The following is a 25,273-nucleotide window of genomic DNA, read 5'->3' on the forward strand; positions in this document are numbered from 1 at the left end:
CCACAACCTTGACGAAGTTGCTCGGGGCGATCAGCCAGTCGAAGCTGGCCCGGAAAGGTGCGCCGCCGTTTTTACCCGAAGCACGGCCCATCAGGAAATCGGACTGGGCGACCGTGGCGAAGTACTCAGTCCAGAATTCGAGGTTCTGGTGAACATCGCTCTGGATCCAGCGTGCACGGATTTGCTTTTTACGAGCTTCGGAGACGAGAACTACGGTCGGCAGAGCTGGTGCGAGCAGTCGGTTGAACAAATCAACAATGTCCTGAACCGGGCAAGACGGCGAGCGCGGAACGCGATTGCCACCTTGTGAGGGTTCAATTGACGGTTCCCTTACGGTTCTGGGGGCATCTGGTGCCGGGGTGTCCGGCATATCCTGCCGGGGTGATGGGGCATCTGGTGCCGGGGGGCATTTGCTGCCGGGGGCATATCGTGCCGGGGTGATTGAATACCATGTCGAACGGCCAAAACGCTGGTTGCTCACCAGCACGCCCGCCTCCTCCAACCAACGCAGTGCGTTGCGAACCGCACGCTCAGACAGGCAAGTGCGCACTCCAATTGTCGCAATGGAAGGCCAGCAAACGCCCTCGTCGTTGGCGTTATCGGCCAATGAGATCAGGACTGCTTTCTGAGCCGGGCTCATGCCGAGCAGTGGCCAGCACGCGCTCATGATGACAGTGCTCATACGGAAACATCCTGGACAGTAACCAGCGATGCCTTCAGGTGATCAAGGCATTCTCGGCTGAATTGTGATTTAGACCCGCGTGAATATTGGCTACGCACCATCAAAGCGGCGTGCATTGCGGCGCATTGGTGGGCTATGAGGTGTTGCGACACTTTTTGAGAGTTTGCAGATCGCGTCGCGGCACAACCGGTGTTGCCTGGAACGGTGTTCGTGCTCATAATGGCCCCGCATTGTTGTACATGTTGTTGAAAAAGCCGGGGCGCAACCCGGCTTTTTTTCGCCCAAAATTCAGGCCTTTGCTTTCCCGCAGACACGACTTATCCCGCCGTCTGGACTGTTGCCCTTAGCGTTCAATTTCCCCTCGTGTCCTGGTGTGTTGCCGTCCATTTCCCTTCCCCTAATGGTCTTCCTGATTCGAGCGTCTTAACTGCCGCCTACGCCTTCGTTGCTCATCGGCCCCCGCCAACTTGTTACCTTGTGCCGCAATCCTCTTACTGGATGAATCAACAGCTAATCCGGTGCTCTGCACTTCTTGTTTCAAGTCAGGAATACTTCATCAACGCCAGCGCTCATTACGCAGCGGTGTGCTGCGATGGAAACGGCCGTATTTCCTCAGCCGTGAAGGTGCCATCGTCATGCTCGATAACCTGGATGTCTCGTTCATTGCGAAGCGCTTTCGAGATCGCTGGCGAACTGACCCTAAGCGCCTTTGCAACAGCGGTTTGGCCAATCCTCCCTACCAATTCGGGCAATGGGGTCTTCTTCATTTCGTGGCCTAAGAACCATGATGTGTGACTGCGATATTAACCGGCGGTTAGCATTCAATCAACACCGCCGGTTGACGCAAATAAGTTAACCAACGGTTAAATTCCACGAATGACGAAAAAGAAAGAGCTGTCCCCAGAGCTAAAGGCTGAGTGCGATGCCGCTAAAGCTCTGTTCATGTCGAAGAAAAACTCGCTCGGGATAACCCAGGCAAGTCTCGCGGCGGCTGCTGATATCTCATCTGCCGCGGTCGCGATGTATTTGAATGGCACCAACCCATTAAACGCGAAATTTGCTTCTGTGCTTTCTCGGCAGTTGGGCGTTCCGGTCGAAAAATTCAGTAAGCGATTGGCCAAGGAAATTAATGGCCTGACGAGCGCACCTGAAATGGCTGTCGGTTTTGGGGGCTCGGCAGCGGAGATCGTCCGGAACATGCTTGCCCATCAAGGGAAAGGCCTGACTGAGGATGCCCGCAGACGGCTTTTGGCAGTGGCGGAAGCTGATGATGACGGTGCACTCGAGATCGACTATTACCGCCCCGGCGCTGTAGGCGACGAAGTGTGGATTGCCCACTACGACGTCCGCGCTGCGATGGGCGGCGGTCAAATCCCGCACGACTATCCCGAAATGTTCCAAGACGTACGTGTCAGTCCGCAGCATTTACGCGAGATGGGTGTTGAGTTCAAAGAACACTTTCATCTGAAAATGGTGACAGGCTGGGGCCAATCAATGGCGCCCACGATCAAGCACCGCGACCCACTATTAGTCGACGTCAGTGTCCGTGAGTTCGCGGGGGACGGCATCTATATGTTCTCTTGGGAAGGCCATCTCTACATCAAGCGGCTTCAGTGGCTGGGTGATGAGCAGATCAACATGCTTTCTGATAATCCTCGGCATCCCCCTCTGACAATAAGAGCTGAAGATACGTATATCCAGGCGAGGGTGCTTCTGGTGTGGAATGCCCACCTTTTATAGCAAAGTCGGCGATAGGCTGAGCTCAAGATAACCTCCAATACTCGTGGGCCAGCGCGCCTAGGGCCTCAAGGAAGAAATCATGAAATGGGATTCGATGACCGGTGTTGCCGGCCACATGGATGTCAAATACGACGGAGGAGATGCTGACAGACATCTGCTTGACTCTGCTCAGTACGCTCGATCAGTTGATGGCTCTGGACGCCTATACCGGCTCGTTAGTCATTACTGCCTGCACGGTGAAGTCCTTTCTGGAAAAAAACAATCTGACCTACGGTGCTTCTCGGCCCCCCCAAGGGAGGGGTCATTCGAGTCAACACTGGTTATACTTACAGCACTTTCTCATCAATACCCTGCTTTCAATGACGTCTACAAAAAGGCGTTCGATTGGCTGGTGGCAAAGGTAATGGGACACATCAAAGAAGCGCTGTCGGGGACATCAAACGTGAAAGAATTGGTCGACGTCATCAAGGAGCAGGCGAAGTCGTCTTCTGAGTTGAATACCCTTTTGGCCAATGGACTGATAAAGGCTAATGACAACCTGGCCAGCCTTCACGAAAAAATGATGATTTCGATTCCAGGTCTGATCGAGGCTGCGAAATCACCTATGAGAGCAGCGCTCACTCCGGTTGGGAAAAGCTGCAACCAAATCACCCAATTTTCTGATTCTGAACACCCGGTGGTGATATCGGAGCCAGAAGCCCTTGCAATCCGTTCAGACGGTGACGTCGTAGTTGGAGAGCCTGGCGATTATGTGGTTACTAGAATTTACTCACTGAGCGTCGACAGCGGTGTGTGCAGAGTTGAGATCGAAGGATACGCCGGCACTTTTCATGGAAAAATTAACGACGTAGCTCTTACGCAGCCCAACAACTCCTATACACAAGCACTCAATCGCCACGAACCTTTAAAAGTGAGAGCACGACCGGTGTTTAAAGATGGTGAACTGCACAGACTCTTTATCACTGAGGCATGAGCAAAGCCCGCCTTCGGCGGGCTTTTTTGTGGGCGCTCAAAAAGGTGCCGCTTCCTCAATTTCATTGGCAACCTCGACGGGCCGATTTTCATCAGCACTCGCTTCCCATCTCAGCGTCACCGATTCATCGTCGTTGAATGTCATGTCGATGCCGTCCGTTTCGGACAGTAAGCCCATCACCTCTTCCCACTCCCGATCGCCATCAGTGTCCAGGCGGTGAATGGTTACCCAGCGCTGAATTTGTGCGACGGGATGATTGATCATTGAAGAAACACGCAATCCAAGCCGCTCCACTCCGCTGACAACCGTTTTTGTGGACTGGTCTTTTTTGTTTGGTTTGCTCACCGTACGCCCCTAATAGCTGTATGAATATCCAGTTCTAAAAGAAAGAATACCCCAGACATACATAAAATAAATTAACCGCCGGTATTGACGATATGAAAACCGGCGGTTAACTTAAATCCATCACCGAATAAAACCGGTCAGATGGAAGGCAGCGATGAACCAGCCTCAATGGTTCAGAGGGTTGGCAACTGACCCAGGTGTGCAGCGTAAAGCACCGCAAACAGTTATCCGGCGGACCGAGTCGCGGTCGGACGAACAACTTGATTGAGCCCGTACCGCGCCAGCAGCGCCGAAGGGACACGGAGTTTTTCACTGATGCACCTGATTACCCGGGTGCATTGGGAAAACAACCGGGAGTCAACGCGATGGAAACAGAAATCGTAAATGGCACATGGAAGGGTCACCTCGGTCGTGGCCTGGCGCCGCGAGAGCTTCAGTTCCTTTTGTGGGTAGCCCTCGGGCTGACCGCCAAGGAAATCGCACGGGAAGTCGGCATCTCACCGGCCACCGTCGCGAAGCGCCTCACCAACGCAATGTTCAAGCTCGGCGTCACCCGCCGCGCCGCATTGGTGGCCGAGGCGATGCGCCGGCAAATCATTTCCCCGATGTGCTTCGTGCTGGCAGCACTCATCGCCATGCACGCAATGCTCGATGGCGACTCCATGCGGCGTGATCGCCGAGTTCCTGAGCGCCGAATCGCCCAGGTGCGGACGGCGAAACGCGCCGAGGCCTACGACCACCACGCATAGGCGGCGCAAGCACATCGGAAACAAATTGCACCTAACCGGAAAAGTTTTTCCTGTCGAATGAACTGAGGAAAGGACATGAACCCGACAATCCAACAGAGTCGAGCCATCCTTGATGGACTGCGTCAACGCGCCACCCTGGCCACCGCCGAGTTCTACCAAAAGGCTGGGATCACCGCCGCCGTAGTTTCGCCGCGCTTCAGCGTAGTGCCACACGGCAACAATCTGTTTGGCGTAGTTGATCGCCAGACCGGTACCGAGCGTGCCGAAATCGCCGGACACCTCAATGCCTGCCGGTCGGCCCAGGACTTTGAATGCGCGGCTCGCCTCACCAAAACCACGAAGATCAAAGTCGCATACGTGGCGCGCTTGATGACTCGTTGGGCACTGATGTGCGCCGTTATGCTCGGCGGATTCGCCTTCATGGGGGTAACCCGATGAACATTGGCCCACTGCCAGACCCGCGCGCCGCGGTACTGACCGAAATCGAGCGCAAAATCGCCGAGTACTTCGGCGCCGGCGGGAAGGCCGAACCGGCAGCGGCCTTCAAGCATGAGCCCCGCCCTACCCGCTCGAACAAGATCGACCAGAACACTGTGCTGAAGCGTCGGCGACCTTCTCCCTCCCACGCCGATCGCATCGCATCGCACTGCGGCGCCTCACGGAGGCGCTATGAGCAAGCGCAAGCCGAACAATGGCTTCGCCCGTGCCGAACGAAGCTGCCGGGAGTTACTCAGGACTAATTACGTTGCCGTCGTGAACATGGACTCCAGCGGCTCGAACGTTAGAATGCGCGTAGTACAGGAAGACCCCGACGACGAAATCATCTGCCCATAGCTTTAACGATGAGTAAAACGATTAAAAATAACGTCACCCCGACACCTAGAACCCACATCACAGCCTTTTCAAGGAACTCCTTGTCAGCAGCGTCCTGAGCAGACTTCTTGCGCTCGTATGCCAATTTCCCCGCCATGACTCTACGCGGGTTTTTGAATTCGTCAGGCTTGCTAGATCGTCCCATCGCTGCTCCTAAATCCGGCTCCATGCCGGTCATCCGTACTACCCCAAACCAAATTGCCACCGCCATTTATGGAGGTCGGCGCCTAAATGGCGGACATGAAAAAGGGCTGAACAAGTCAGCCCTTTAAATTGTGGCGCGGGGCCCGGTTTCCCGGTGGCTATCTATCAAGCAAAACGATTAGTCCGCCAATACTTTTCTGCTATTGCATGGTCCCGCAGCACAGCCCCAGCACAGATCAACATTGGTAGTACTGCCATAAAACCCCCCCAGTAAGCATTGTCATTGATGAAAACAAACAAAGTTACGAGGCCAGACAGAACAGATAACACATCGATGGACTTCACGTTTAAAACCGCTTGCATCGACTCAGTTGGGTCAAAAATCGACCACATGCCGCGATGCTATCACTGCTTCCGCAGTGATAGCAATACGCCAGATCTTACTTTTGAAAATCGCCACTATTGAACAAGGACGGTGCCTGACACGCCCTCCCTATTGCGCTCAGACATCTCAATCCAACGGTTCAACACGCCATTTGTAGTAGGAGTACAAATGAACCCGGCAATCGTCGGACTTTTTTTCCTTTTCCTTCACGAACAAACGGAATTTGGAACCTATTGGATTTGCTTGCCTAAAGCTTTTTGCGCACTCGACCACCATAGAAGGCGGATACTTTTGACCAGGTAAGGGTCTGGCTCTGTTCTCGCCCCTTCTCTGATCGAAAAAAATTTCTACGTCCAGCGATTCGTAGTCATCCACAGCTAGATCCCTCTTAAGCCGGCTTGGCACGAATCAAAATAAATAGCCCACTTCAACAAATCACGCCAGTCGGTGAGGCCTACTGGTGCACGGAGGATCAATGAATGAGCTGGCTCTTTTCGCAGGCTCTGGTGGCGGAATACTCGGAGGCCACCTCCTCGGGTGGCGCACCGTCTGCGCCGTTGAGCGTGATGCCTACTCAGCACAAGTTCTGGCGCAACGACAAAACGATCGAGCCCTCCCAACTTTCCCGATTTGGTCTGACGTGTGCAGTTTTGACGGAGGACCATGGCGCGGCCTTGTTGACGTGGTTTCTGGCGGATTCCCGTGTCAGGACATTTCAGCTGCCGGGACTGGCGCTGGGATCGACGGAGCGCGGTCTGGGCTCTGGCGTGAAATGGCGCGAATCATCGGCGAGGTACGACCTGAACTCGTCTACCTGGAAAACTCACCTCTACTTGTGGGAAGAGGACTTGCACTGGTCCTCAGTGACCTTGCCGAAATGGGGTATGATGCGCAGTGGTGCATTATTTCAGCATCCGACTGCGGAGCGCCCCATCAGCGGGACCGGATCTGGCTTGTTGCCCACGCCATTGGCGGGAGACTGTCGGCGCGGGGATTGCCCATCGGAACGCAGCGGCGGATCACAGAGCGTCCACAAACAGGAAGCAGGTGGTCACCACATTCGGTTGAGGGATGCCGTTCACACATGGCCGACGCCCTGTGCGAGCGCGAGCAAGGGCTCCTCTCCGAACGCACTGACGCGCAAGTCCGGAAAGAGTCGAGCCAACGACCGAATCGACCACGCGGTGATGGCTTCCGACGGTGGCCAGCTGAACCCGGAATGGGTCGAGTGGCTCATGGGGTGGCCAATCGGGTGGACCGAATTAAAGCCCTTGGAAATGGACAAGTTCCACGAGTGGCAGTGGCAGCATTCAAACTGCTAGCCAACTAGCACTCTAAAGCATAAATCTTCAGCGTGGAACTAGGGCTCTTTCAATAACTACGCTTTCAAATGCATTTGATAGCACTACATCGTCAACCAGAACGGGCTCGACATCGTCAACAGACGCATCAGAGGGATTCAGCTCATCAAATAGAATTGAGAGCCCAACCTCCAAAGTCTTCTTGTATTTTCTCTGAACCTTAAATCTTTCGACTACATCAAGTGTATTGAGCGCACTGTCTGGAGACACATAATCAGTCAAAGTTGTTTCGGTCGTCCATACTTCAAAATCAAAATCGACGCCTACACCTGCTGTACCTTCATCAACAAAGTATACAGCTTCATTCTTTGGAGCAATATTCTTCACAGAAAATTCGAATTTTTCAATAGTTGTGTTCGGCGATGAAGTGGACACAACAAACTCAACATTATTTAAAAACTCACGGACATCTGAATCAAAATTCCTAAGGACGGCTTTGAGAGCTTGATGTGCGGCTCTGCTAGATGCCTCTGCAATGGTGCGCGAGACCATTTCGAGATAGTCACCCAATCCCGCGACATAGATCAACTGTGGGTTAGCTTGGCAAAACTCTTTCATATCGTTGTCTAAACTCACAACATAGATAGGCTTTCCTAGGCTGTTGCTTCTTTCCAGCAAAGACTCCAAAACAAAAGCATCACTAAATTCTTTAGGCTTCTCATTACTGAATGGTGGCAACTTAGAAAAATAATTTTCAAATACTCGCTCAGCTACGGAACCGCTTACCGAAAACACCTCAACACGAGTAGCAGATTTGAAATCATTAAACTTAGAAAGCAATTCATCACGCACGCCATCCACGTCAATTTTTTTGAAAAAAACCGTTTTTTCATATGAACTAGAATTCCGAAGAATCATCGCTTTAGATTGAAAACTTTGTAGAGCGCTTACTGACTCTCGAATCTTATTCTCAATATGTTTTTCTACTTCTTTGACAGTCACCGACGCAATCAACAGAGTGATATCTTCATCCAGGAAGTTGTGAAGCGCCTGCATCTCCACGCTTTCAAAATTGAAGTTAGCTTTCTGATAAACACTAGTATCTATGAATACAAATTCAGATTTCAAAACCTCTTCACCCACAGCAGCACCTTCGCATATCTAAATAAATTTTCGAGCAATGTCACTCGCGCCCCCTCCCCGAATCATGCGTGAGCTAGCTCAGATTATACAGTTTGAGAGTCGGCTTCGATCTGGGAAAAGCCCACCCCGCCAGACACATTGAAGGAGATGTCGGAGTACAGCAACTGTCGAGACGAACAATCAAACCTTAGCCAAGCTGCTCCACCTTCTTCATATCCCTATCCCACACAAGAGCCTGCCGGTGTACGGCTGGCGAGGAATTCCTATGTCCGCAGTTCAGCGTTTTAACGAAGCAGCCAACGACGCGCTGGTCAATCTCAGTGAGCATTGCCTACCCGGCGCCAAACTGGCCTTGGTGCTATACACACCGGGGGAGCCAGAGCGAGACATCGTCATTGAAGACCAGGGCATGGACCGTAACGAGTTTGTCAGCGCGTTGCGCTGGCGCGGCCTGAGCATCGACGGCGACAACACCTACAAGCGCGACCTGCTAGAAGCAACCGTAGGCGCCATGGCAATGGGCGTGCAAAACAACAACCCTTCGCCAGCCGGGCACTGGGCACAGCGCTTTTGGGATATCGGGCGGGCCGAGCGAGCGCTGACGGAAGAGTTGGTCGCGGCGCTCAAACTCACCCGCGAGAACCTACGAGCCTGCCAAGCAACCATCCACCTGTGTGGTGGTTTCGATCCTGCCTATGTGACCGAGGCCCAGGCCGCGATGAAGATCGCCGAAGCCGCTCTCGCAAAAGCCAACCAATAATCACCTTCTGCCGTCACGCGCGGCATGGAACATCATCATGGAAATTCAAAGTGAAACTCTTGCTGAAGAAGAGCTGGCCGCTATCACGGGCTATCAAATCCCTTCTCGTCAGCTTGGATGGCTCAATCAAAATGGCTGGAAGTACGTGCTGACAGGAGCGCGGCGTCCCGTCGTAGGTCGGGTATATGCCCGAATGAAGTTGGCCGGGGTAAAGCCCTCGGCAGAAAATGTTGCGGCCGAGGCTTGGTCGTTGGACTTGTCACGAGTGGGGTAAGGAATGCGCCCAAGAAAGGCAGCAAATAGGGACCTACCGCCTCGGATGATCCGTCGGGTCAGGACACTGAAAAGCGGTGTGCAGTGGGTGGGGTATTACTATGACGGGAGGGATGAAACGGGAAAGAGAAAGGAAATCTCTCTTGGGAGTGACTTGGACATTGCCAAAGCTGAATGGGCGAAACTCGACTGCAAGCCAGTGCCCGCAAAGAACACCCTGTTGAGTAAAGTGTTTGACCGCTACGAAGCAGAGATCATCCCTGGTAAGAAGCCCAGAACCCAGAAAGACAACCTGCTCTCACTAAAGCAGCTCAGGAAGGCGTTCAGTGATGCACCGATCAACGCGGTGACGCCTCAGGCAATCGCGCAGTACCGCGATAAGCGAACCGGGAAGGTCCGGGCAAACCGAGAAATTTCTCTTCTTTCGCACATCTACAACATCGCCAGGGAATGGGGCATCACCGATAGAGAGAACCCCGCCTCTGGTGTTCGCAAGAACAAAGAAACACCTCGCGACTTCTACGCCGATGCGACCATCTGGAACGCTGTTTACGGGGCGGCTTCGCTCGAGCTGAAGGACGCCATGGACCTGGCTTATTTCACTGCTCAGCGACCGGCCGACGTTCTGTCCATGCGTGCCACAGATGTAGTCGACAGCTTTCTGCAAGTCGCCCAAGGCAAGACCTCAAAGAAACTGCGCATTCGACTCGACGCAGGGGAAGCCATAAATGGCCTTGGTGAGTTGATTGAGCGTCTGCTGGAGCAGCGGAAAGCGCGCGCCGTCCGGAATCCCTATCTGATTGTCACCGAGGACGGCCGGCGAGTGACCGCGGCGATGCTTCGTCTACGTTTCGACGATGCGCGCAATGTGGCAATCGCCAAAGCCCTGGAGAATGAAGACCCGCAACTTGCGGCCAGCATCCGACAGTTCCAGTTCAGGGACATTCGGCCAAAGGCGGCGAGTGAAATTGACGACCTGGGACATGCGAGTCGCCTTCTCGGTCACACCGACAAGCGCATCACTGAAACGGTTTATCGACGGGTTGGCGAGATCGTAAAACCCACGAGATGACGCCAGATTCGTTTCCGCAAGCAGAACGCCGCCCCTTGATTCTAGCGGCCTACAGAGCATTGAAAAATGCTCACTTGCGGAAGCGATTGATAACTAAGCATATGAAATACAAAGCTTATTCTTCGGACTTGAAAACCGTCGACTGTAACAGGTCCATGAGTTCGAATCCCATCGCCTCCGCCATCTTTATACGACAAAGCCCTGATTTTTCAGGGCTTTGTCGTTTCTGGGGTTTGGCGAAATGCGCCAGCGCCGGAATGTGTTCCATTTACCAAACCGCTTTTTCCTGGCACCTGGCGTCCTGCCAACCGTTAAAAAACCTTCATGAACCCCCTGCCCTGCCGCCCTCATAAACGCCTTGCTCGACTGACGAAACGCGAGCCAGGGTGACCCTGCTGATCGCCCATCAGGTGAACTGTGTGCCTGCGAACTGATGTACGCCCTCGACCTGCCCTCCTCCCGACTGCCGGCCGCGCCTGGCAGATGTAAGGTCTGCACCCTTCGTTTTGTGCCAATAAATCGATAACTCCAGCATTCTGCCGGGTGCCTCCCGGCATTTTGCCCACCGATAATGGACTTACAACAACAAAGGGGCTAACCCCGGGGTATGTAAGCCATGTACAAGGACCATATCGTCAAGGCGCGCATGACTGACAGCGTGATGTTCATGGGGACCGTCGCTGCCGTCATCTTCATCATCACGCTGGTCTGCGGTGTGGGTGAAGGTCGCCTGTCCAATCTGATGGGGCCGATCGTCCTCGACTTGCATGCGCCGCTGGCGCGGGACATCGCGGTGGGCGGCACACTCACCGTCACCGTGGTTTTGAATCTGTTCATCCTTGGCCGTTTTCCGTTGAAGGCGCAGATCATTACGGTCTGGTGCGAACTGCTGGTGCTGTTCCTGCTGTTCTTCGACACCTTCAACCTTTCCTACAGTTTCATCGCCACCAAAGTCGGCTTCATGATTACTCAAGGGGTGTTCACGACCGTCTATGTGTCGGCGATTTCGATTGCCATCGCCTTTGTCCTGGCGTTGCTCGGCGCGACAGCCCGCCTGTCCTCCAACGGTTTCGCCATCGCCATTGCGAGTTTCTATACCTCGTTTTTCCGCGGTGTCCCGCTGCTCATTCAGATCTACCTGATCTACCTGGGCATTCCGCAGTTGGGTTATGTGGTCGGCGCCGTCCCGGCAGGGATCCTGGCGCTCTCGCTGTGCTATGGCGCCTATATGACGGAAATCTTCCGGGCAGGCATCAGCAGCATTTCCCGCGGGCAATGGGAAGCCTCTCGGGCGATTGGCCTGAGCCCCTTTCAAACCATGACCCGGGTCATCCTCCCGCAGTCCATGCGCCTGATCATTCCGCCAACCGGCAATCAGTTCATCTCGATGCTCAAGGACAGTTCCCTGGTGTCGGTGATCGGGGTCTGGGAGCTGATGTTCCTGGCGCGAACCCAGGGCCGCGCCGAATTCCGCCACCTGGAAATGCTGATTACCGCAGCTGTGCTCTATTGGCTGCTGTCAATCGTGCTGGAAACCGTGCAGTCCCGTCTGGAAAAGCATTTCAACCGCGCCCACCGCTGAATCAGGAGCCTCAGGATGACCCAGTTGCAAGCTTCAACAGCCCCTGCCCCGAGCTCCGCCATTTCGATTCGCGACCTGCATAAATGGTACGGCGACTTTCATGTTCTCGATGGCATCGACCTGCACATTGCCAACGGCGAGATAGTGGTGGTCTGCGGTCCTTCAGGGTCCGGCAAGTCGACCTTGATTCGCTGCATGAACCTGCTGGAAGACTTCCAGAAAGGCAGCGTGTTCATCGAAGGCAAGGAACTGACCCGCAATGCAGCCTGCGTGGCCGGCATCCGTCGTCAGGTCGGCATGGTGTTCCAGCAGTTCAACCTGTTCCCGCACATGACGGTGCTGGAAAACCTGATGCTCGGGCCACGCCTGGTGAGCAAGCTCGGAGAGGCCGAGGCACGGGCATTGGCCTGCGAGTACCTGGAGCGCGTGCGCATCGGCAACCAGGCGGACAAATACCCTGGCCAGCTTTCCGGTGGACAGCAGCAACGCGTGGCCATCGCCCGCGCCCTGTGCATGCGACCGCGCATCATGCTGTTCGACGAGCCCACCTCCGCGCTTGACCCCGAGATGGTCAAGGAGGTGCTGGATGTCATGGGTGAACTGGCCCACGACGGCATCACGATGGTCTGCGTGACCCACGAGATGGGATTCGCCCGGCGCGTCGCCGACCGGATCATCTTCATGGACCAGGGCCGCATCATCGAGCAAGCCAGGCCCGACGAGTTTTTTGATAACCCGCAGCACCCGCGCGCTCGGGAGTTTCTTTCACAGATTCTCAGCCACTGAGAAGTACGACGCAGCGTCCGAAGTCATCGACAAAAACAACAAGAACCCGCACTCAGTACACCTGGAGGTTTACCCATGATCTCGATTACTCGCCTGTTCACCGCAGCCGCTGTCGCCACGGCCGTCACCCTCGGCACAAGCGCCGCCTGGGCCGGTGCGACCCTTGACCGCATCCATGACACCAAGGTGATCAAGGTGGCCACGGCCGCCAACTGGCCGCCGCAATCGTTCCTCGGCCCGGACAACCAGCTGCAAGGTTTCGATATCGATGTTGCCAATGAAATCGGCCGACGCCTGGGGAGCAAGACCGATTTCGTCACCCCCGAATACGGGATCATCACCGCCGGGCGCTGGTCGAACCGCTGGGACCTGTCGGTGGGTTCGATGACGCCCACCACCGAGCGTGCCCGGGTGCTCGACTTCCCGGCGATTTATTACTACACGCCTTATGTGTTCGCCGTGCACAAGGATGCCGCCGTGACCAAGGCGGCGGACCTCAACGACAAGATCATCGGCGTCGAAGCCGGCACCACGTCGGAGGACTATATCAATCGTCGTCTCAAGATCGACGCGGCCAACGTGCCGGCGTTCACCTACGACGTCACCCCTGGCGAGGTGAAGACCTATGGCGACAGCATGGGCCCGCTGGATGATCTGCGCATGGGCAACGGTGTCAGGCTGAACGCCACCTTGTCCGCACTGCCCACCGTCGTCGCCGCGATCAAGAACGGCTACCCGATCGCTCGGGTCGAAGGCAAACCCGCCTATTACGAGCCGTTGGCCATTGCCGTGGACAAAGGCGATGAGGCGTTCAACAGCGCGCTGACCAAGATCGTTGCCGACATGAAAGCCGACGGCACACTCAAGCAACTCTCCGAGAAGTGGTACGGCGCCGATCTCACTGCCGTTCAGTAAAACCACGCGCAGTCATACGCCGAGCAATCAACCCGAGCATCGCAGGCGCCCGTTTTCCAACGTGGCGCGCTGCCGGCCTGCGCCGAAAAAAGGACAACGGACTTCATGCACACCTACAACAACAATTACTACACAGCGACGATGAACGCCACGGCTGAGCGGGCGGCGCTCACCCGTCATGTCCAGGCTGATGTGTGCATCATCGGCGCGGGTCTGGCCGGGCTGAGCACGGCCTGGGAACTACTGGCGCGAGGCCGTTCGGTGGTATTGCTCGAGGCCGGTCGCGTGGCCTGGGGAGCTTCCGGGCGCAACGGCGGCTTCGTCCTCCAGGGCTGGTCGGAAGGCTTGTCTGCCATCGAGCGGCGCTGTGGCCCTGCGACCGCCGCCGCGCTGTTCAAACTGTCCCTGGAAGGTGTCGACAGCGTACGCGACATGATCGCCCGCCATCGATTCACAGGTTGCGCAGCCACTCCCGGAAAGTTGAGTGTGGTTCGCTACGAGGATGGCGATAACCTCAAACGCGTGCGCGACAGGATGGCCAGGGATTTCGACTTTCACCTCGACTACCTGGATCGCCAGGCAGTGCAGGACAAGCTCAAGACCGAGCGGTACTTCCAGGCGCTGCGTGACAGCCATGGCTTCCACTTTCATCCCTTGAATTACTGCCTGGGCCTGGCCGGATTGATCGAGCGCAACGGCGGCATGATCCATGAACAGTCCGCCATGGTCAGCGTCGACAGCCGGGATGGCCGGCACCGGGTCAGCACCGATCGGGGCAGTGTCGACTGTGCCACTGTGGTGTATTGCTGCGGCGGTTACGGCGGACCCGAGTTCGGCAAACTGCACCGCGCGTTCCTGCCGATCGCCACCTACGCGGTGCTGACCGAGCCTCTGGGCGAGCGCCTGGCCGACGTCATGCGCACCACCGATGCCGTCGGCGATAATCGCCGCGCTTCGGACTATTATCGAATCGTCGAAGGTGACCGCCTGCTGTGGGGCGGACGCATCACCACGCGCAACCTGCAGGACGAAAAGCGCCTGGGACAGTTGCTGACCGCAGACATTCTCGACGTCTACCCGCAATTGCGCGGGATCAGGATCGACAAAGCCTGGTCCGGGCTGATGGGTTATGCCCGGCACAAAATGCCGCACATCGGTCCACTCGGTAAGGGGCTGTGGGCGTGTACATCATTTGGTGGGCATGGTATGAACACCGCGCCAATCGGCGGCCGCGTCATCGCTGAAGCCATCTGTGGCGAGACCGATCGTTACCGCCTGTTCGACGCCTACGGCCTGCAATGGAACGGCGGCCCCCTCGGCCCGGCGGCGGCGCAAACGGTCTACGCGGGCCTGAAGCTGATGGACATGTTCCAGGAAACCCGCTCGCAACGCAGGGCGACGCAAAACAACTGAAATCCCAGCGAGGTCAAGCACGTGTTGATGGATGCGCAAAATCCCGGTCCGCTGTTCAACCTGACGGAAAAGGACCGGCAACTGCTTGGCCTGTTGCAGACCAACGCTCGCGAACCCACTGCCTCACTGGCGCGTAAACTGGAAGTCTCACGGTCTTCGGTGCAAGAACGGATCGCCCGCCTGGAAAGAGCCGGTGTCATCACCGGCTACAGCGTGCGCATCGACCAGAACCGGATTCAGCAGACCATCAACTGCTTCACCATGACCTCCTGCACCAACAAGAGCTACACCGACGTCATGACCTCGTTGCGCAAAATGGACGCAGTGCAGGCGGTGTACGCGGTCTCGGGTGAATCGGACTTCATCATTCACCTCGCCACGCCAACCCTGAGCGAACTGAACGCCGAGCTCACCCGGATCAACATGATCAAGGGCGTGGCCCACACGGCGTCGCATATCGTCATGGAGACGAAGTTCAGTCGCAAGTTGACCGTGTGAAGCGTTGAACGACAACGACTGAAATGCTGGCGTGACAGAGCAGCACCGATGATAAAAAACGCCCGATCGCTGCTGTGATCGGGCGTTTTTTTTTGCAGGGAGCGAAAATACCTAGCCGAGTATCTCGCTGGCCACCTGATCGATCGCGCCCTTGGTGATGTCGACGATCAGATCGGCTTCCGCCTCGGTCAGGATCAACGGCGGTGCAAAGCCGAGAATGTCACCATGGGGCATCGCACGGGCAATCATGCCGCGTTCCAGGCATGCCGCCGAGACTTTCGGGCCGACCTTCAAGGCTGCATCGAAGGGCGTGCGCTGCTCGCGATCGGCCATGAACTCGACCGCTGCCAGCATGCCGTCACCGCGCACCTCACCCACCAGTGGATGGCCTTCGAGGGTTTCACGCAGCCGCCGATTGAGATAGGCGCCGACCTTGTCGGCATTGGCGGTGAGGTTTTCCCGCTCGAGGATGTCAAGGTTGGCCAGCGCCGCCGCTGCGCACAGCGGATGCCCGGAATAGGTCCAGCCATGGCCCATGGCGCCCTGCGACTCGGAGGCCTTTTCAATGACATCCCAGACCTTATCGCCAACGATTACCGCCGACAATGGCGCGTAGGCACTGGTCAGGCCCTTGGCGGTGGTGATCAGGTCCGGGCGCATTCCATAGCGCTGGCTGCCCATCTTCGAACCCAGGCGGCCGAAGGCGCAGACCACCTCGTCGGCGATCAACAACACGTCGTACTTGTTCAGCACGGCCTGGATCGCGGCCCAGTAACCGGCCGGTGGAACGATGATGCCGCCTGTGCCCATCAAGGGTTCACCGATGAAGGCGGCAACGGTGTCCGGGCCTTCGGCGAGAATCATTTTTTCCAGTTCGTCGGCGCAGTGGCGCACAAACGCCACTTCATCCATGCCGCTCGGTGCCTTGCGATACCAGTGCGGGCAGACCGTGTGCTTGATGCCTTCGACCGGCAGATCGAAATGCTGATGGAAGGTTGCCAGGCCCGTCAGGCTGCCGGTCATGATGCCCGAACCGTGGTAGCCGCGATCACGGGAGATGATTTTCTTCTTCTGCGGGCGGCCCAGCACGTTGTTGTAGTAGCGCACCAGCTTGATCTGGGTTTCGTTGGCGTCGGAACCGGAGAGGCCGTAATAGACCTTCTTCATGCCTTCGGGGGCCCAGTCGATAATGCGGCTCGACAGCTCGATGATCGCTTCGCTCGAGTGGCCCACATAGGTGTGGTAATAGGCCAGCTCCTTGGCTTGCTTGTAGATCGCATCGGCCACTTCCGTCCGGCCATAGCCAATGTTCACGCAATAGAGGCCGGCGAAGGCGTCGATCAGCTCGCGGCCTTCATGATCACGGATGCGGATACCCGCAGCACCTTTGATGATGCGTCCCTTGAGTGCGCCGCTGGCGTGGTCGTGGGCGTGTGTCGAAGGGTGCATGAAGTGCGCACGGTCTTGTTCGAACAGCGAGTCGAGTTCCTGGTTCATGCGATGTCTCCTGAGAGCTGGCCTTGGAACTGGCCTTGATGGTGCAGGCAAAAGTATTTGGTTTCGACGAAGGCTTCGAAGCCTTCGGCGCCGCCTTCACGCCCCAGACCCGAGGCTTTCATGCCGCCGAACGGGATCGGGTGGCCGGTGAACTTGACGCCGTTGACAGCGACCATGGCGTGGTCGAGTCGGCGGATCAGCGGGTAGATAACGTCCAGTCGATTGGAACAAATGTAGGCGGCCAGACCGTATTCGGTGTCGTTGGCCAACTCGACCGCCTGATCGAGACTGTCGAACGGCATCACTGCGGCAATCGGCGCGAAGTTTTCTTCGCGGTAAATGCGCATCTGCGGCGTGACATCCGCCAGCACCGTCGGCTGATAGAACAAGCCACCCAGGGCATGGGTCTCACCGCCCACCAGCCGTCTGGCGCCCTGTTGCAGCGCGTCGGCGACACGTTCGGCAGTGACATCGACCGCGGCCTGGTGCATCAACGGGCCGACATCGACCTGTTGTTCGCTGTCGCCGATCATGGCCGGGCCCACCCGCAACGCACGCACCGCCGTGGCAAATTGCTGGAGAAATGCCGGATACACAGAACGCTCGACCAGAATGCGATTGGCGGCGCAGCAGTCCTGGCCTGAGGTCTGGAACTTGGCAGCAACGGCGACTTTCACCGCGTGCTCAAGGTCGGCATCGGCACAGACGATGAACGGCGCGTTGCCTCCCAACTCCAGGGCCACCTTTTTCACATCCTCGGCGGCGGCCTTGAGCACCAACTTGCCGACCCGGGTCGAGCCGGTGAAACTCACCGAACGCACGCGAGGGTCCTGCACCAGGGTTTGCATGCTCATCTGCGGTTCGCCCAACACCACATTGAACACACCGGCCGGGAATCCGGCTTCCTCGGCGAGTTGCGCCAGGGCGAACGCCGAGTACGGTGTTTCATGGGCAGGCTTGATGATCACCGTGCAACCGGCAGCCAGGGCCGCAGCGGCTTTGCGGGTAATCATCGCTGAAGGGAAATTCCACGGGGTCAACAATGCGCAGACGCCGACCGGTTCCTTGACCGTGCCCAGGTGCGCACCGGGAATGTGGCTGGGAATGTTTTGCCCGTACAACCGTCGGGCCTCTTCGGCGAACCATGGAATGAAGCTGGCGGCATAGGCGATTTCGCCACGGGACTCGGCCAGGGATTTGCCCTGCTCCAGGCTGAGGATCCGCGCCAGGTCTTCCTGATGCTCAAGTATCAATGCCGCCCAGCGCCGCAAAATGCCCCCGCGCACCTCCAGGCTTTGTTCGCGCCAATCGGCAAACGCGCGGTGCGCGGCATCGACGGCGGCGACTATTTGTGCCGGGTCGAGTAACGGCACATGACCAATCAGCTTCTGATCAGCCGGATTATGCACGGCAATGCTGTGGCCGCTGTCACTGTGCACCCAATGGCCATCGATGTAGCAAAGGGCCTTGAACAACAGTGGATGTTTGTAAGTCATGGCGTCTACTCCAGTCCGTGTGCGTGGAACCATGCTAGGGCAGCCGAGCCTTGGAAAATTGGCGTTTGAATGGGGTGTTGCAGGAGGTTTTTTCTGATTGAGTGGGGGAAAACAGCGGCTTTTGCGGTGCACTCAAGGCGCCTCAGGCAGTTCGGACGGCAAGGCGCCCACCGTCTTGATGATTTTGGTGACGATGTAGGTGAAGTAGCGCTCGATGCCCAGGTCCTCGAGCAACAGCTGGTCGATAAAACGCTGGTAATGGTCGATGTCCGCGGCCTGGATCATTGCCATGTAGTCGACACCGCCGCCGGTGGCATAACAGAACGCCACTTGCGGGGCGTCGCTCATGCGCTGCTCGAAGCGCCGCATGTCCTGCGCGGTGTGCCGGGCCAGAGTGATTTCCACCAGCACCTGCTGGCTCTTGAACACCGCTGCCCAGTCGATTTGCGCCCGGTAGCCCTTGATCAGACCGAGGGCTTCGAGCTTGCGTACCCGTTCCCAGGCCGGGGTCACCGAGAGATTGATCGCCTCGGCCAGGCTCGACTTGGTGATACGCCCGTCCTCGGCGAGGATGCGCAGGATCTTCAGGTCATAGCGATCGAGTTTGTGCATGGGCCGAGAACTCCTGAATGATTGGGGCTCCCTTGCGGGAGCGAAACGGCTCGCTCCTGCCGAGGGACGTTGGGTTACTCCAGTACCTCGGCGATGACCGCCAGGGTATCGCCACACTGCACCAGCCCCGGAAAGTGCCGTGCCGCCAGCAACCCCCGACGTGCCGCGCGGTACTCCACCGGGGCGACGCCACTGCGAGTGGCGTCATAAACGCGAGCGATCACTTCGCCCTGGTCCACGTGATCGCCCAGGTCGCGGCACATTTCCAGCAAGCCATCGTGTTCGCTGGCAATGAAGCAATCGCTGTCGGGCATGTCGAGCATGACCGACGGCGCTGTCTGCACCTCGCCCTCAAGAATCCCCGCATGCACCAACAGATTGCGCACGCCGCGCTCGGCAATCGCCACGCTGCGTGCCGACGACGAACCGCCGCCGCCCAGCTCCGTGGTGACAAAGACTTTGCCCTGGGACTCGGCGGCGGTGTCGTACATCGCCCCCGCATCAAGCTCGAGCATGCGCATGCTGTACGGCGCATTGAATGCACGCATGCCAGCCTCGCAACGTGCCTGTTGCACCTTGTCCGGCAACACATGACAAGCGGCAAATGGCAGGAAATCCAGGGTGCGTCCGCCGGAGTGAATGTCCAGCACGATGTCGGCCAGGGGCAGCAGCGTGCGGGTGAAATAATCGGCGATCTTTTCCGTCACCGTGCCGTCGGGCTTGCCGGGAAAGCTGCGATTGAGGTTGCCCTTATCGATCGGCGATGTACGTTGCCCGGCGCGAAACGCCGGGGTGTTCATGAACGGCACGATAATCACCCGCCCGCGAACGTCGGCAGCCGAAAGGCTTTGCGCCAGTTTGCTCAGCGCCACCGGACCCTCGTATTCGTCACCGTGGTTACCGCCGCTGAGCAACGCGGTCGGGCCCTCACCGCGCTGGATCACGGTGATCGGGATCATCACCGCGCCCCAGGCGGAGTCGTCCCGGGAATACGGCAACTTGAGAAAACCGTGCTGCACGCCTTCGCGGGTGAAGTCCAGGGTGGCACTGATCGGGTTGTCAGGCAGTTCACTCATGGTTCAATCCTTCACGAACAATTGGCGAGGCACATTGCACAGGGTTTCGACACCGGTGTCGGTGATCAGGATGCTCTCGGTGATTTCCAGCCCCCAGTCATCCATCCACAAGCCCGGCATGAAGTGAAAGGTCATGCCCGGTTGCAACACACTCGTGTCGCCGGGACGCAGGCTCATGGTGCGCTCGCCCCAATCCGGCGGGTAGCTGATACCGATCGGGTAGCCGCAACGGCTGTCCTTGTGAATACCGAACTTCTCCAGCACCTTGAAGAACGCCACGGCGATGTCGCCGGTGGTGTTGCCCGGTTTGGCCGCTTCAAGCCCTGCGGCGATGCCTTCGACCACGGCTTTCTCGCCCTCGAGGAAATGCTGTGGCGGCTTGCCCAGGTAGATCGTGCGCGACAACGGGCAGTGATAGCGCTTGTAGCAACCGGCGATTTCGAAAAAGGTGCCGGCGCCCTTTTCGAACGGCGAATCGTCCCAGGTCAGGTGTGGCGCACTGGCGTCGGCACCGGTCGGCAATAGCGGCACGATGGCGGGATAATCGCCACCGTGACCATCGGCGCCAAGGATGCCGCTGCTGTAGATCTCGGCCACCAGCTCGTTTTTGCGCATGCCCGGTTCGATCCGTTCGAGAATCCGCCCGTGCATGTTTTCGACAATCCGCGCAGCGATGCGCATGTAGGCGATTTCCTGTGGCGACTTGACCGCCCGTTGCCAGTTCACCAGCCCGACCGCGTCGATCAGCGTGGCCTTCGGCAGGTTTTTCTGCAGCGACAGGAACGCGGCGGCGCTGAAGTAGTAATTGTCCATTTCCACGCCAATGGTCAGGCCATCCCAACCCCGGGCGCTGATGACTTCCCGCGACAGGTAGTCCATCGGATGACGTTCGCGGGACTGCACGTAGAAGTCCGGGTAGCCGACGATGTTCTCGGCCTGCATGAACACCGTGCGCCTGGCACCGTTGGCGTCCTGGCCTCGACCGAACCACACCGGTTCGCCATCGCGGGCCAGCAGCACGCATTGATGAACATAGAACGACCAACCGTCATAGCCGGTCAGCCAGGCCATGTTCGACGGATCGGTGACCAGCAACAGCTCAATGCCCTGCACCTGCATGGCCGCTCGCACCTTGGCCAGACGCTGGGCGTATTCCTCCCGGGTAAACGGTAGATTGACGACTATCTGAGACATGCACAGGCCCTCTCTTGGATGAAGCCGGATAGATGACACACGGATGAAAAAACGCTTTAACTGCCGAACTGAAAACCCTTGCCGGCCGCGCGCGCGCGGGCAAACGCCAGGTTGGCCATGGCCGTGTCCTGGGCCCCGGTACCCGTGAGGTCGCACAAGGTGATCTGCTTGGCGTGAGTACGACCGGGCTGTTGCCCGGCCAGTACCTGTCCCAATTCGGCGAAGCCCGATTCGTCGCTGACCACGCCCGCCGTGAGGGCGTGATGCAGTTCGCCGAGGAGGCGCGTCTGGCTCAATCGATCTGCCACATAAAGGTCGACCTGCGCCAACGCACGGGGGCAGATTTCGTTTTTGTGTTCGGCGTCCGAGCCCATGGCGGTGATGTGCAGGCCCGGATGCAAATGACCCACATCGATCAGCGGTTCACGGCTCGGCGTGCAGGTGATCGCGATGTCGACTCCGGCCATGGCCTCGTCGATGCTTGCGCACGGTTTGACTGCCAGGCGGGTGTCGCGGGCCAGGTCTTCGCTGAAGGTTCGGGCCTTGGCGAAATCCCGTGCCCAGACCTGCACGCTGTCGATCGGCCGCACCAGACGCAACGCCTGCAGTTGCAAGGCGGCCTGCTCGCCAGCGCCGATCAATGCCACGCTGCGGCTGTCTTCCCGCGACAGCGCCCGCGCCGCCACGGCACCGGCCGCTGCTGTACGCACCGCGGTCAGGTAACCGTTATCCAACAGCAAGGCATCCAGCAGACCGGTGCGTGCGGACAGCAACATCATCATGCCGTTGAGGCTGGGCAAGCCGAGTTGCGGATTGTCGAAAAAGCCCGGACTGACCTTGATCGCAAAACGTTCCAGTCCTGGCAAATAGGCGGTTTTCACGTCCACCTCGCCGTTATGCTCGGGAATGTCCAGGCGCAGGATCGGCGGCATCGCCACCGCAGCGGTCGCGAGCAGCACGAAGGCCTGTTCGATGGCTTCGATGCTGGGCAAATCCAGGGCCACACAGGCGCGCAGATCCGCTTCGTTCAACAAGGTGATGTCACTCATCAACGCGGCACTCCACTGAGTCATTAGGGTTGCAATTCAGGCATCGGCGCCGGTCAGTACCCGCAGGTGCTGATCGCTATCGACGTTGCGTCCGCTGACCACCACCACGACCGGTCCGCGCGGCTCGACCAAGCCATCGAGCAACGCGGCAATCCCCACCGCCGCCGCGCCTTCCAGCACCAGGCGCTCTTCGTGATAGGCGTGGCGCAAGGCGTTGGCAATGGAGGCTTCGCTGAGCAGGTGCAGGTGATCGCAGGTGTCGCGGGTCATGGCAAAGGTGTAACGGTTGTCCAGGCCGATACCGCCGCCGAGGGAGTCGGCCAGGGTCGGCAACTCTTCGACGTCCACCGGGCGTCCCGCCGCGAGGCTGGCATGCATGGCTGCGCCACGCTGCATGCTGATGCCGTGGGTGACGATCTGCGTGCTGGCACCCTTCAGCGCCAGCGCCACGCCGGCGAACAGGCCGCCGCCGGACAACGGAATCAGCACTTGAGCAACGTCTGGCCGTTGTTCAAGGATTTCCAGCCCGAGCGTGCCCTGCCCGGCGATGATTGCCGGGTGATCGAACGGCGGCAGCAGCGTCGCGCCCTGTTCATGGGCAATCCGTTCGGCTTCACGCTGGGCGTCATCCTGGGACCGGCCGACGATACGCACATCGGCACCGAGATCACGAATGGCCTGGACCTTGTTAGCTGGCACCAGGTGCGACAGGCAAATCGTTGCCTGCACGCCTTGTTGCGACGCGGCGTAAGCAAGCGCCCGGCCATGATTGCCGGTGGACGCGGCGACCACCCCACGCCTCTTTTGCTCGGCACTGAGCTGTGCCACGGCATGACTCGCGCCGCGCAACTTGAAGCTGCCGGTGAGTTGTTCGGATTCGAGCTTGAGGTACACCGGCACGCCCAGGCGTCTCGACAGGCTGGGCGAATGTTCCATCGGTGTGCGCCGCACCAGTGCTGCAATGCGCTGGCGGGCGAGGTAGATATCGTTGAGCTGGAGCGTTGACATGACCGCATCCCGATGAGGTATTGGGCGCAGTCTAAGAGGGCTGGATTGTCGCGCTGAATGTACTAGGGCAATTTAGTCGAGAAATTTTTCTGCGTCATTTCAGCGCTTAAAAGTCATGGATCTGCGGGTACTGACCGAAGATTTCACGCATGCCCATCAGCGCATTGCGCATCTCTTCGTCACTGCATTCGGCGCCGACACACACCCGCACTGCCCGTGGCCGGGGCGTGCCGCGCACGGTGAACGGGTCGGGCGACGTGACCGCAATATGCTTGTGGCGCAGCGCCCGCACCAGGCTGTCGAGCTCCCAGTGCGGCGGGATGCCGATCCAGGCGTTCAAGGCATGGGCATGCTGGCCGAGCAGGTATTCGCCGAGGTATTCGCTGACCATCGCCTGGCGCCCACTCAACAACTTGCGTTGCAACCCCACCAGTGTGTCGGCGCGGCCATCGCGAATCCAGCGGCTGGCGATTTCCGAAACCATGGGCGTCGCCATCCAGCTGTTGACCCGCAAGATGCTTTCGGTGCGCAACGCCAGGCGCTTGGGCATGACCAGATAACCAATGCGCAAACCGGTGAGCACCGACTTGGTCATGCTGGTGCAATAGAACGACAGTTCCGGCAGGTAATGGCTGATCGGCGGCGCGCGGCGCTCGTCCAGCAGCGGCCCGTAGACGTCATCTTCGATGATGTGCACACCAAAACGCCGGGCGATCTCGGCGATTTCACGGCGGCGGGTGTCGGGCATCAGGCTGGTGGTCGGGTTGTTCAAGTTCGGTGTACAGACCAGCGCGGTGATGCGCTCATTGCTGCACATGTCCTCGAAATGCTCAGGATCAATGCCGAAGCGGTCCATCTCCAGGCCCTTGAGGGTAAAGCCCAGCACTTGCGAATTGCCGATCACGCCATGGTCAGTGACGCCCTCGCAGAGCACCACGTCGTCGGGACCGGCCAGCGAAGCCAGGGCGAGGAAAATCCCGTGGGCCGCGCCATTGGTGATCAGGATGTCGTCGCGCTCGACGCGCAGACCCTGCCGTCCGATCCAGTGTATGGCCGCTTCACGGTGCGACTCGAAACCGGCGATGGGCCGGAACGCGTGAATCCACGGCTGATCGTCTTCGGTGCTCAGTTCTCGACAGGTCTCGCGCCAGAACTGGTCGTGCTCGCGGGTGTGCATGATCCGCGTGATGGAAAAATCCACCAGTGCGCGTTCAGGGCTGTCGAGAATATAAGTGGCGACCCGGTCGCTCATGCGCCGCGATACGAAGCTGCCACGCCCCACTTCGCAACGCACCAGGCCCTGGCGCTCCAGTTCCTTGTAGGCGTTGGTCACGGTTTGCACACTGATGCCCACGGCGTCCGCGACCTGCCGCTGTGGCGGCAGGCGCTGATCGTTGACCAGCACGCCCTGCTCGATATCGAAGGCAATCGCCTGTACCAGGATCTTGTATTTCGACTCGCCGCTGCGGGCGATTTCCAGTGCTGCCTTCCACTTGTCCATCGGCGTCGAACCCACGTATTGGCCAGTGCCGACAGCATCCCGCGAGAAACCGTGCAAAGCAATTGTCCTAGTGCAATGCAATATGGCGCAGGGCTTTTGTATGCTCGGTCCAAGGTCGATACACAGGCTGCCTGACCCGCCGCCAACAACAACCAATCGATCTGTACCGGAACTGTGTCCCGACGCTGGGGCTCAACTGAAGAACG

27 protein-coding genes are annotated in these 25,273 nt (G+C 58.2%); 14 read left to right on the top strand and 13 right to left on the bottom strand.

Going from position 1 to position 25,273, the window contains the following annotated elements; translation table 11 throughout:
- Positions 1-682, bottom strand: a 682-nt coding sequence (locus EIY72_RS03495) for a helix-turn-helix domain-containing protein (protein WP_243701725.1), incomplete at its 3' end; no start/stop codon positions are given.
- A 572-nt stretch (positions 683-1,254) separates the two neighbouring features.
- On the bottom strand, positions 1,255-1,449 hold the full coding sequence (locus tag EIY72_RS03500) for a Cro/CI family transcriptional regulator (protein ID WP_093219622.1): 195 nt from the start codon (positions 1,447-1,449) through the stop codon (positions 1,255-1,257).
- 109 nt (positions 1,450-1,558) lie between these two features.
- On the opposite strand from EIY72_RS03500, the gene EIY72_RS03505 reads away from it, so the two are divergent.
- Positions 1,559-2,422 (top strand): S24 family peptidase, encoded by an 864-nt coding sequence (locus EIY72_RS03505; protein WP_093219619.1) that lies wholly within the window; start codon positions 1,559-1,561, stop codon positions 2,420-2,422.
- A 79-nt stretch (positions 2,423-2,501) separates the two neighbouring features.
- Positions 2,502-3,395: a DUF7946 domain-containing protein gene (locus EIY72_RS03510; protein WP_132680102.1), complete on the top strand. Its 894-nt coding sequence runs from the start codon at positions 2,502-2,504 to the stop codon at positions 3,393-3,395.
- 36 nt (positions 3,396-3,431) lie between these two features.
- Here the strand turns inward: EIY72_RS03510 and EIY72_RS03515 are convergent, their stop codons facing one another.
- Positions 3,432-3,740: a DUF1654 domain-containing protein gene (locus tag EIY72_RS03515; RefSeq protein WP_093219606.1), complete on the bottom strand. Its 309-nt coding sequence runs from the start codon at positions 3,738-3,740 to the stop codon at positions 3,432-3,434.
- A 365-nt stretch (positions 3,741-4,105) separates the two neighbouring features.
- Between EIY72_RS03515 and EIY72_RS03520 the strand changes: the two genes are divergently transcribed.
- The 3 genes from EIY72_RS03520 to EIY72_RS29840 all read left to right on the top strand — a co-directional run bounded on the left by EIY72_RS03520 (position 4,106) and on the right by EIY72_RS29840 (position 5,229).
- Positions 4,106-4,489, top strand: a complete 384-nt coding sequence (locus EIY72_RS03520; RefSeq protein ID WP_093219601.1) for a response regulator transcription factor — start codon at positions 4,106-4,108, stop codon at positions 4,487-4,489.
- 75 nt (positions 4,490-4,564) lie between these two features.
- On the top strand, positions 4,565-4,927 hold the full coding sequence (locus EIY72_RS03525; protein WP_093219592.1) for a hypothetical protein: 363 nt from the start codon (positions 4,565-4,567) through the stop codon (positions 4,925-4,927).
- Positions 4,924-5,229 (top strand): hypothetical protein, encoded by a 306-nt coding sequence (locus EIY72_RS29840; protein ID WP_157720936.1) that lies wholly within the window; start codon positions 4,924-4,926, stop codon positions 5,227-5,229. Before EIY72_RS03525 ends, EIY72_RS29840 begins: the two co-directional genes overlap by 4 nt.
- An 80-nt stretch (positions 5,230-5,309) precedes the next feature.
- Here the strand turns inward: EIY72_RS29840 and EIY72_RS03530 are convergent, their stop codons facing one another.
- A complete protein-coding gene (locus EIY72_RS03530) occupies positions 5,310-5,540 on the bottom strand; it encodes a hypothetical protein (protein ID WP_151098663.1) in 231 nt (76 codons plus the stop codon).
- 826 nt (positions 5,541-6,366) lie between these two features.
- Here EIY72_RS03530 and EIY72_RS03535 point away from each other — a divergent pair.
- The gene (locus EIY72_RS03535) at positions 6,367-7,221 is read left to right on the top strand and encodes a DNA cytosine methyltransferase (RefSeq protein WP_093219582.1); all 855 of its coding nucleotides are present in this window, start codon (positions 6,367-6,369) and stop codon (positions 7,219-7,221) included.
- A 19-nt stretch (positions 7,222-7,240) separates the two neighbouring features.
- Here the strand turns inward: EIY72_RS03535 and EIY72_RS03540 are convergent, their stop codons facing one another.
- Entirely contained in the window at positions 7,241-8,335 is a 1,095-nt protein-coding gene (locus EIY72_RS03540; protein WP_093219577.1) for a PIN domain-containing protein, read from the bottom strand.
- 265 nt (positions 8,336-8,600) lie between these two features.
- Here EIY72_RS03540 and EIY72_RS03545 point away from each other — a divergent pair, with 265 nt between their 5' ends.
- The 8 genes from EIY72_RS03545 to EIY72_RS03580 all read left to right on the top strand — a co-directional run bounded on the left by EIY72_RS03545 (position 8,601) and on the right by EIY72_RS03580 (position 15,634).
- On the top strand, positions 8,601-9,095 hold the full coding sequence (locus tag EIY72_RS03545; protein ID WP_093219572.1) for a hypothetical protein: 495 nt from the start codon (positions 8,601-8,603) through the stop codon (positions 9,093-9,095).
- Positions 9,096-9,132: 37 nt separating this feature from the next.
- Complete coding sequence (locus EIY72_RS03550) at positions 9,133-9,369, top strand: DUF4224 domain-containing protein (protein WP_093219568.1); 237 nt, start codon at positions 9,133-9,135, stop codon at positions 9,367-9,369.
- 3 nt (positions 9,370-9,372) lie between these two features.
- Positions 9,373-10,440 (top strand): tyrosine-type recombinase/integrase, encoded by a 1,068-nt coding sequence (locus tag EIY72_RS03555; RefSeq protein WP_093219565.1) that lies wholly within the window; start codon positions 9,373-9,375, stop codon positions 10,438-10,440.
- A gap of 616 nt (positions 10,441-11,056) precedes the next feature.
- Positions 11,057-12,022, top strand: coding sequence for an amino acid ABC transporter permease (locus EIY72_RS03560; RefSeq protein ID WP_093219561.1), 966 nt, complete (start codon positions 11,057-11,059; stop codon positions 12,020-12,022).
- Between the two features lie 15 nt (positions 12,023-12,037).
- Positions 12,038-12,808, top strand: coding sequence for an amino acid ABC transporter ATP-binding protein (locus EIY72_RS03565; protein WP_093219558.1), 771 nt, complete (start codon positions 12,038-12,040; stop codon positions 12,806-12,808).
- Positions 12,809-12,883: 75 nt separating this feature from the next.
- Entirely contained in the window at positions 12,884-13,723 is an 840-nt protein-coding gene (locus tag EIY72_RS03570) for a transporter substrate-binding domain-containing protein (RefSeq protein WP_093219555.1), read from the top strand.
- A 105-nt stretch (positions 13,724-13,828) separates the two neighbouring features.
- Positions 13,829-15,136: an NAD(P)/FAD-dependent oxidoreductase gene (locus EIY72_RS03575; protein ID WP_093219551.1), complete on the top strand. Its 1,308-nt coding sequence runs from the start codon at positions 13,829-13,831 to the stop codon at positions 15,134-15,136.
- A gap of 27 nt (positions 15,137-15,163) precedes the next feature.
- Positions 15,164-15,634 carry an Lrp/AsnC family transcriptional regulator gene (locus tag EIY72_RS03580; RefSeq protein WP_093219546.1) on the top strand — a complete coding sequence of 157 codons (471 nt, stop codon included), beginning with the start codon at positions 15,164-15,166 and terminating at the stop codon, positions 15,632-15,634.
- 111 nt (positions 15,635-15,745) lie between these two features.
- On the opposite strand, the gene EIY72_RS03585 is transcribed toward EIY72_RS03580, so the two are convergent.
- The 8 genes from EIY72_RS03585 to ehuR all read right to left on the bottom strand — a co-directional run bounded on the left by EIY72_RS03585 (position 15,746) and on the right by ehuR (position 25,067).
- Positions 15,746-17,131: an aspartate aminotransferase family protein gene (locus tag EIY72_RS03585; protein ID WP_093219542.1), complete on the bottom strand. Its 1,386-nt coding sequence runs from the start codon at positions 17,129-17,131 to the stop codon at positions 15,746-15,748.
- On the bottom strand, positions 17,128-18,627 hold the full coding sequence (locus EIY72_RS03590) for an NAD-dependent succinate-semialdehyde dehydrogenase (protein WP_093219539.1): 1,500 nt from the start codon (positions 18,625-18,627) through the stop codon (positions 17,128-17,130). The genes EIY72_RS03585 and EIY72_RS03590 overlap by 4 nt, the downstream gene beginning before the upstream one ends.
- Positions 18,628-18,759: 132 nt before the next feature.
- A complete protein-coding gene (locus EIY72_RS03595) occupies positions 18,760-19,239 on the bottom strand; it encodes an Lrp/AsnC family transcriptional regulator (RefSeq protein ID WP_093219536.1) in 480 nt (159 codons plus the stop codon).
- Between the two features lie 74 nt (positions 19,240-19,313).
- Positions 19,314-20,315 (bottom strand): N(2)-acetyl-L-2,4-diaminobutanoate deacetylase DoeB, encoded by a 1,002-nt coding sequence (gene doeB, locus EIY72_RS03600; RefSeq protein WP_093219533.1) that lies wholly within the window; start codon positions 20,313-20,315, stop codon positions 19,314-19,316.
- Positions 20,316-20,318: 3 nt separating this feature from the next.
- Entirely contained in the window at positions 20,319-21,509 is a 1,191-nt protein-coding gene (gene doeA, locus EIY72_RS03605) for an ectoine hydrolase DoeA (protein ID WP_093219529.1), read from the bottom strand.
- Positions 21,510-21,565: 56 nt separating this feature from the next.
- Positions 21,566-22,558 (bottom strand): cyclodeaminase, encoded by a 993-nt coding sequence (locus EIY72_RS03610; RefSeq protein ID WP_093219524.1) that lies wholly within the window; start codon positions 22,556-22,558, stop codon positions 21,566-21,568.
- Positions 22,559-22,594: 36 nt separating this feature from the next.
- Positions 22,595-23,566, bottom strand: coding sequence for a hydroxyectoine utilization dehydratase EutB (eutB, locus tag EIY72_RS03615; protein ID WP_093219519.1), 972 nt, complete (start codon positions 23,564-23,566; stop codon positions 22,595-22,597).
- A gap of 106 nt (positions 23,567-23,672) precedes the next feature.
- Complete coding sequence (gene ehuR / locus EIY72_RS03620) at positions 23,673-25,067, bottom strand: MocR-like ectoine utilization transcription factor EhuR (protein WP_093230472.1); 1,395 nt, start codon at positions 25,065-25,067, stop codon at positions 23,673-23,675.
- Between the last annotated feature and the right edge of the window lie 206 nt (positions 25,068-25,273).

Source organism: Pseudomonas vancouverensis, from assembly GCF_004348895.1.
Lineage (GTDB): Bacteria > Pseudomonadota > Gammaproteobacteria > Pseudomonadales > Pseudomonadaceae > Aquipseudomonas > Aquipseudomonas vancouverensis.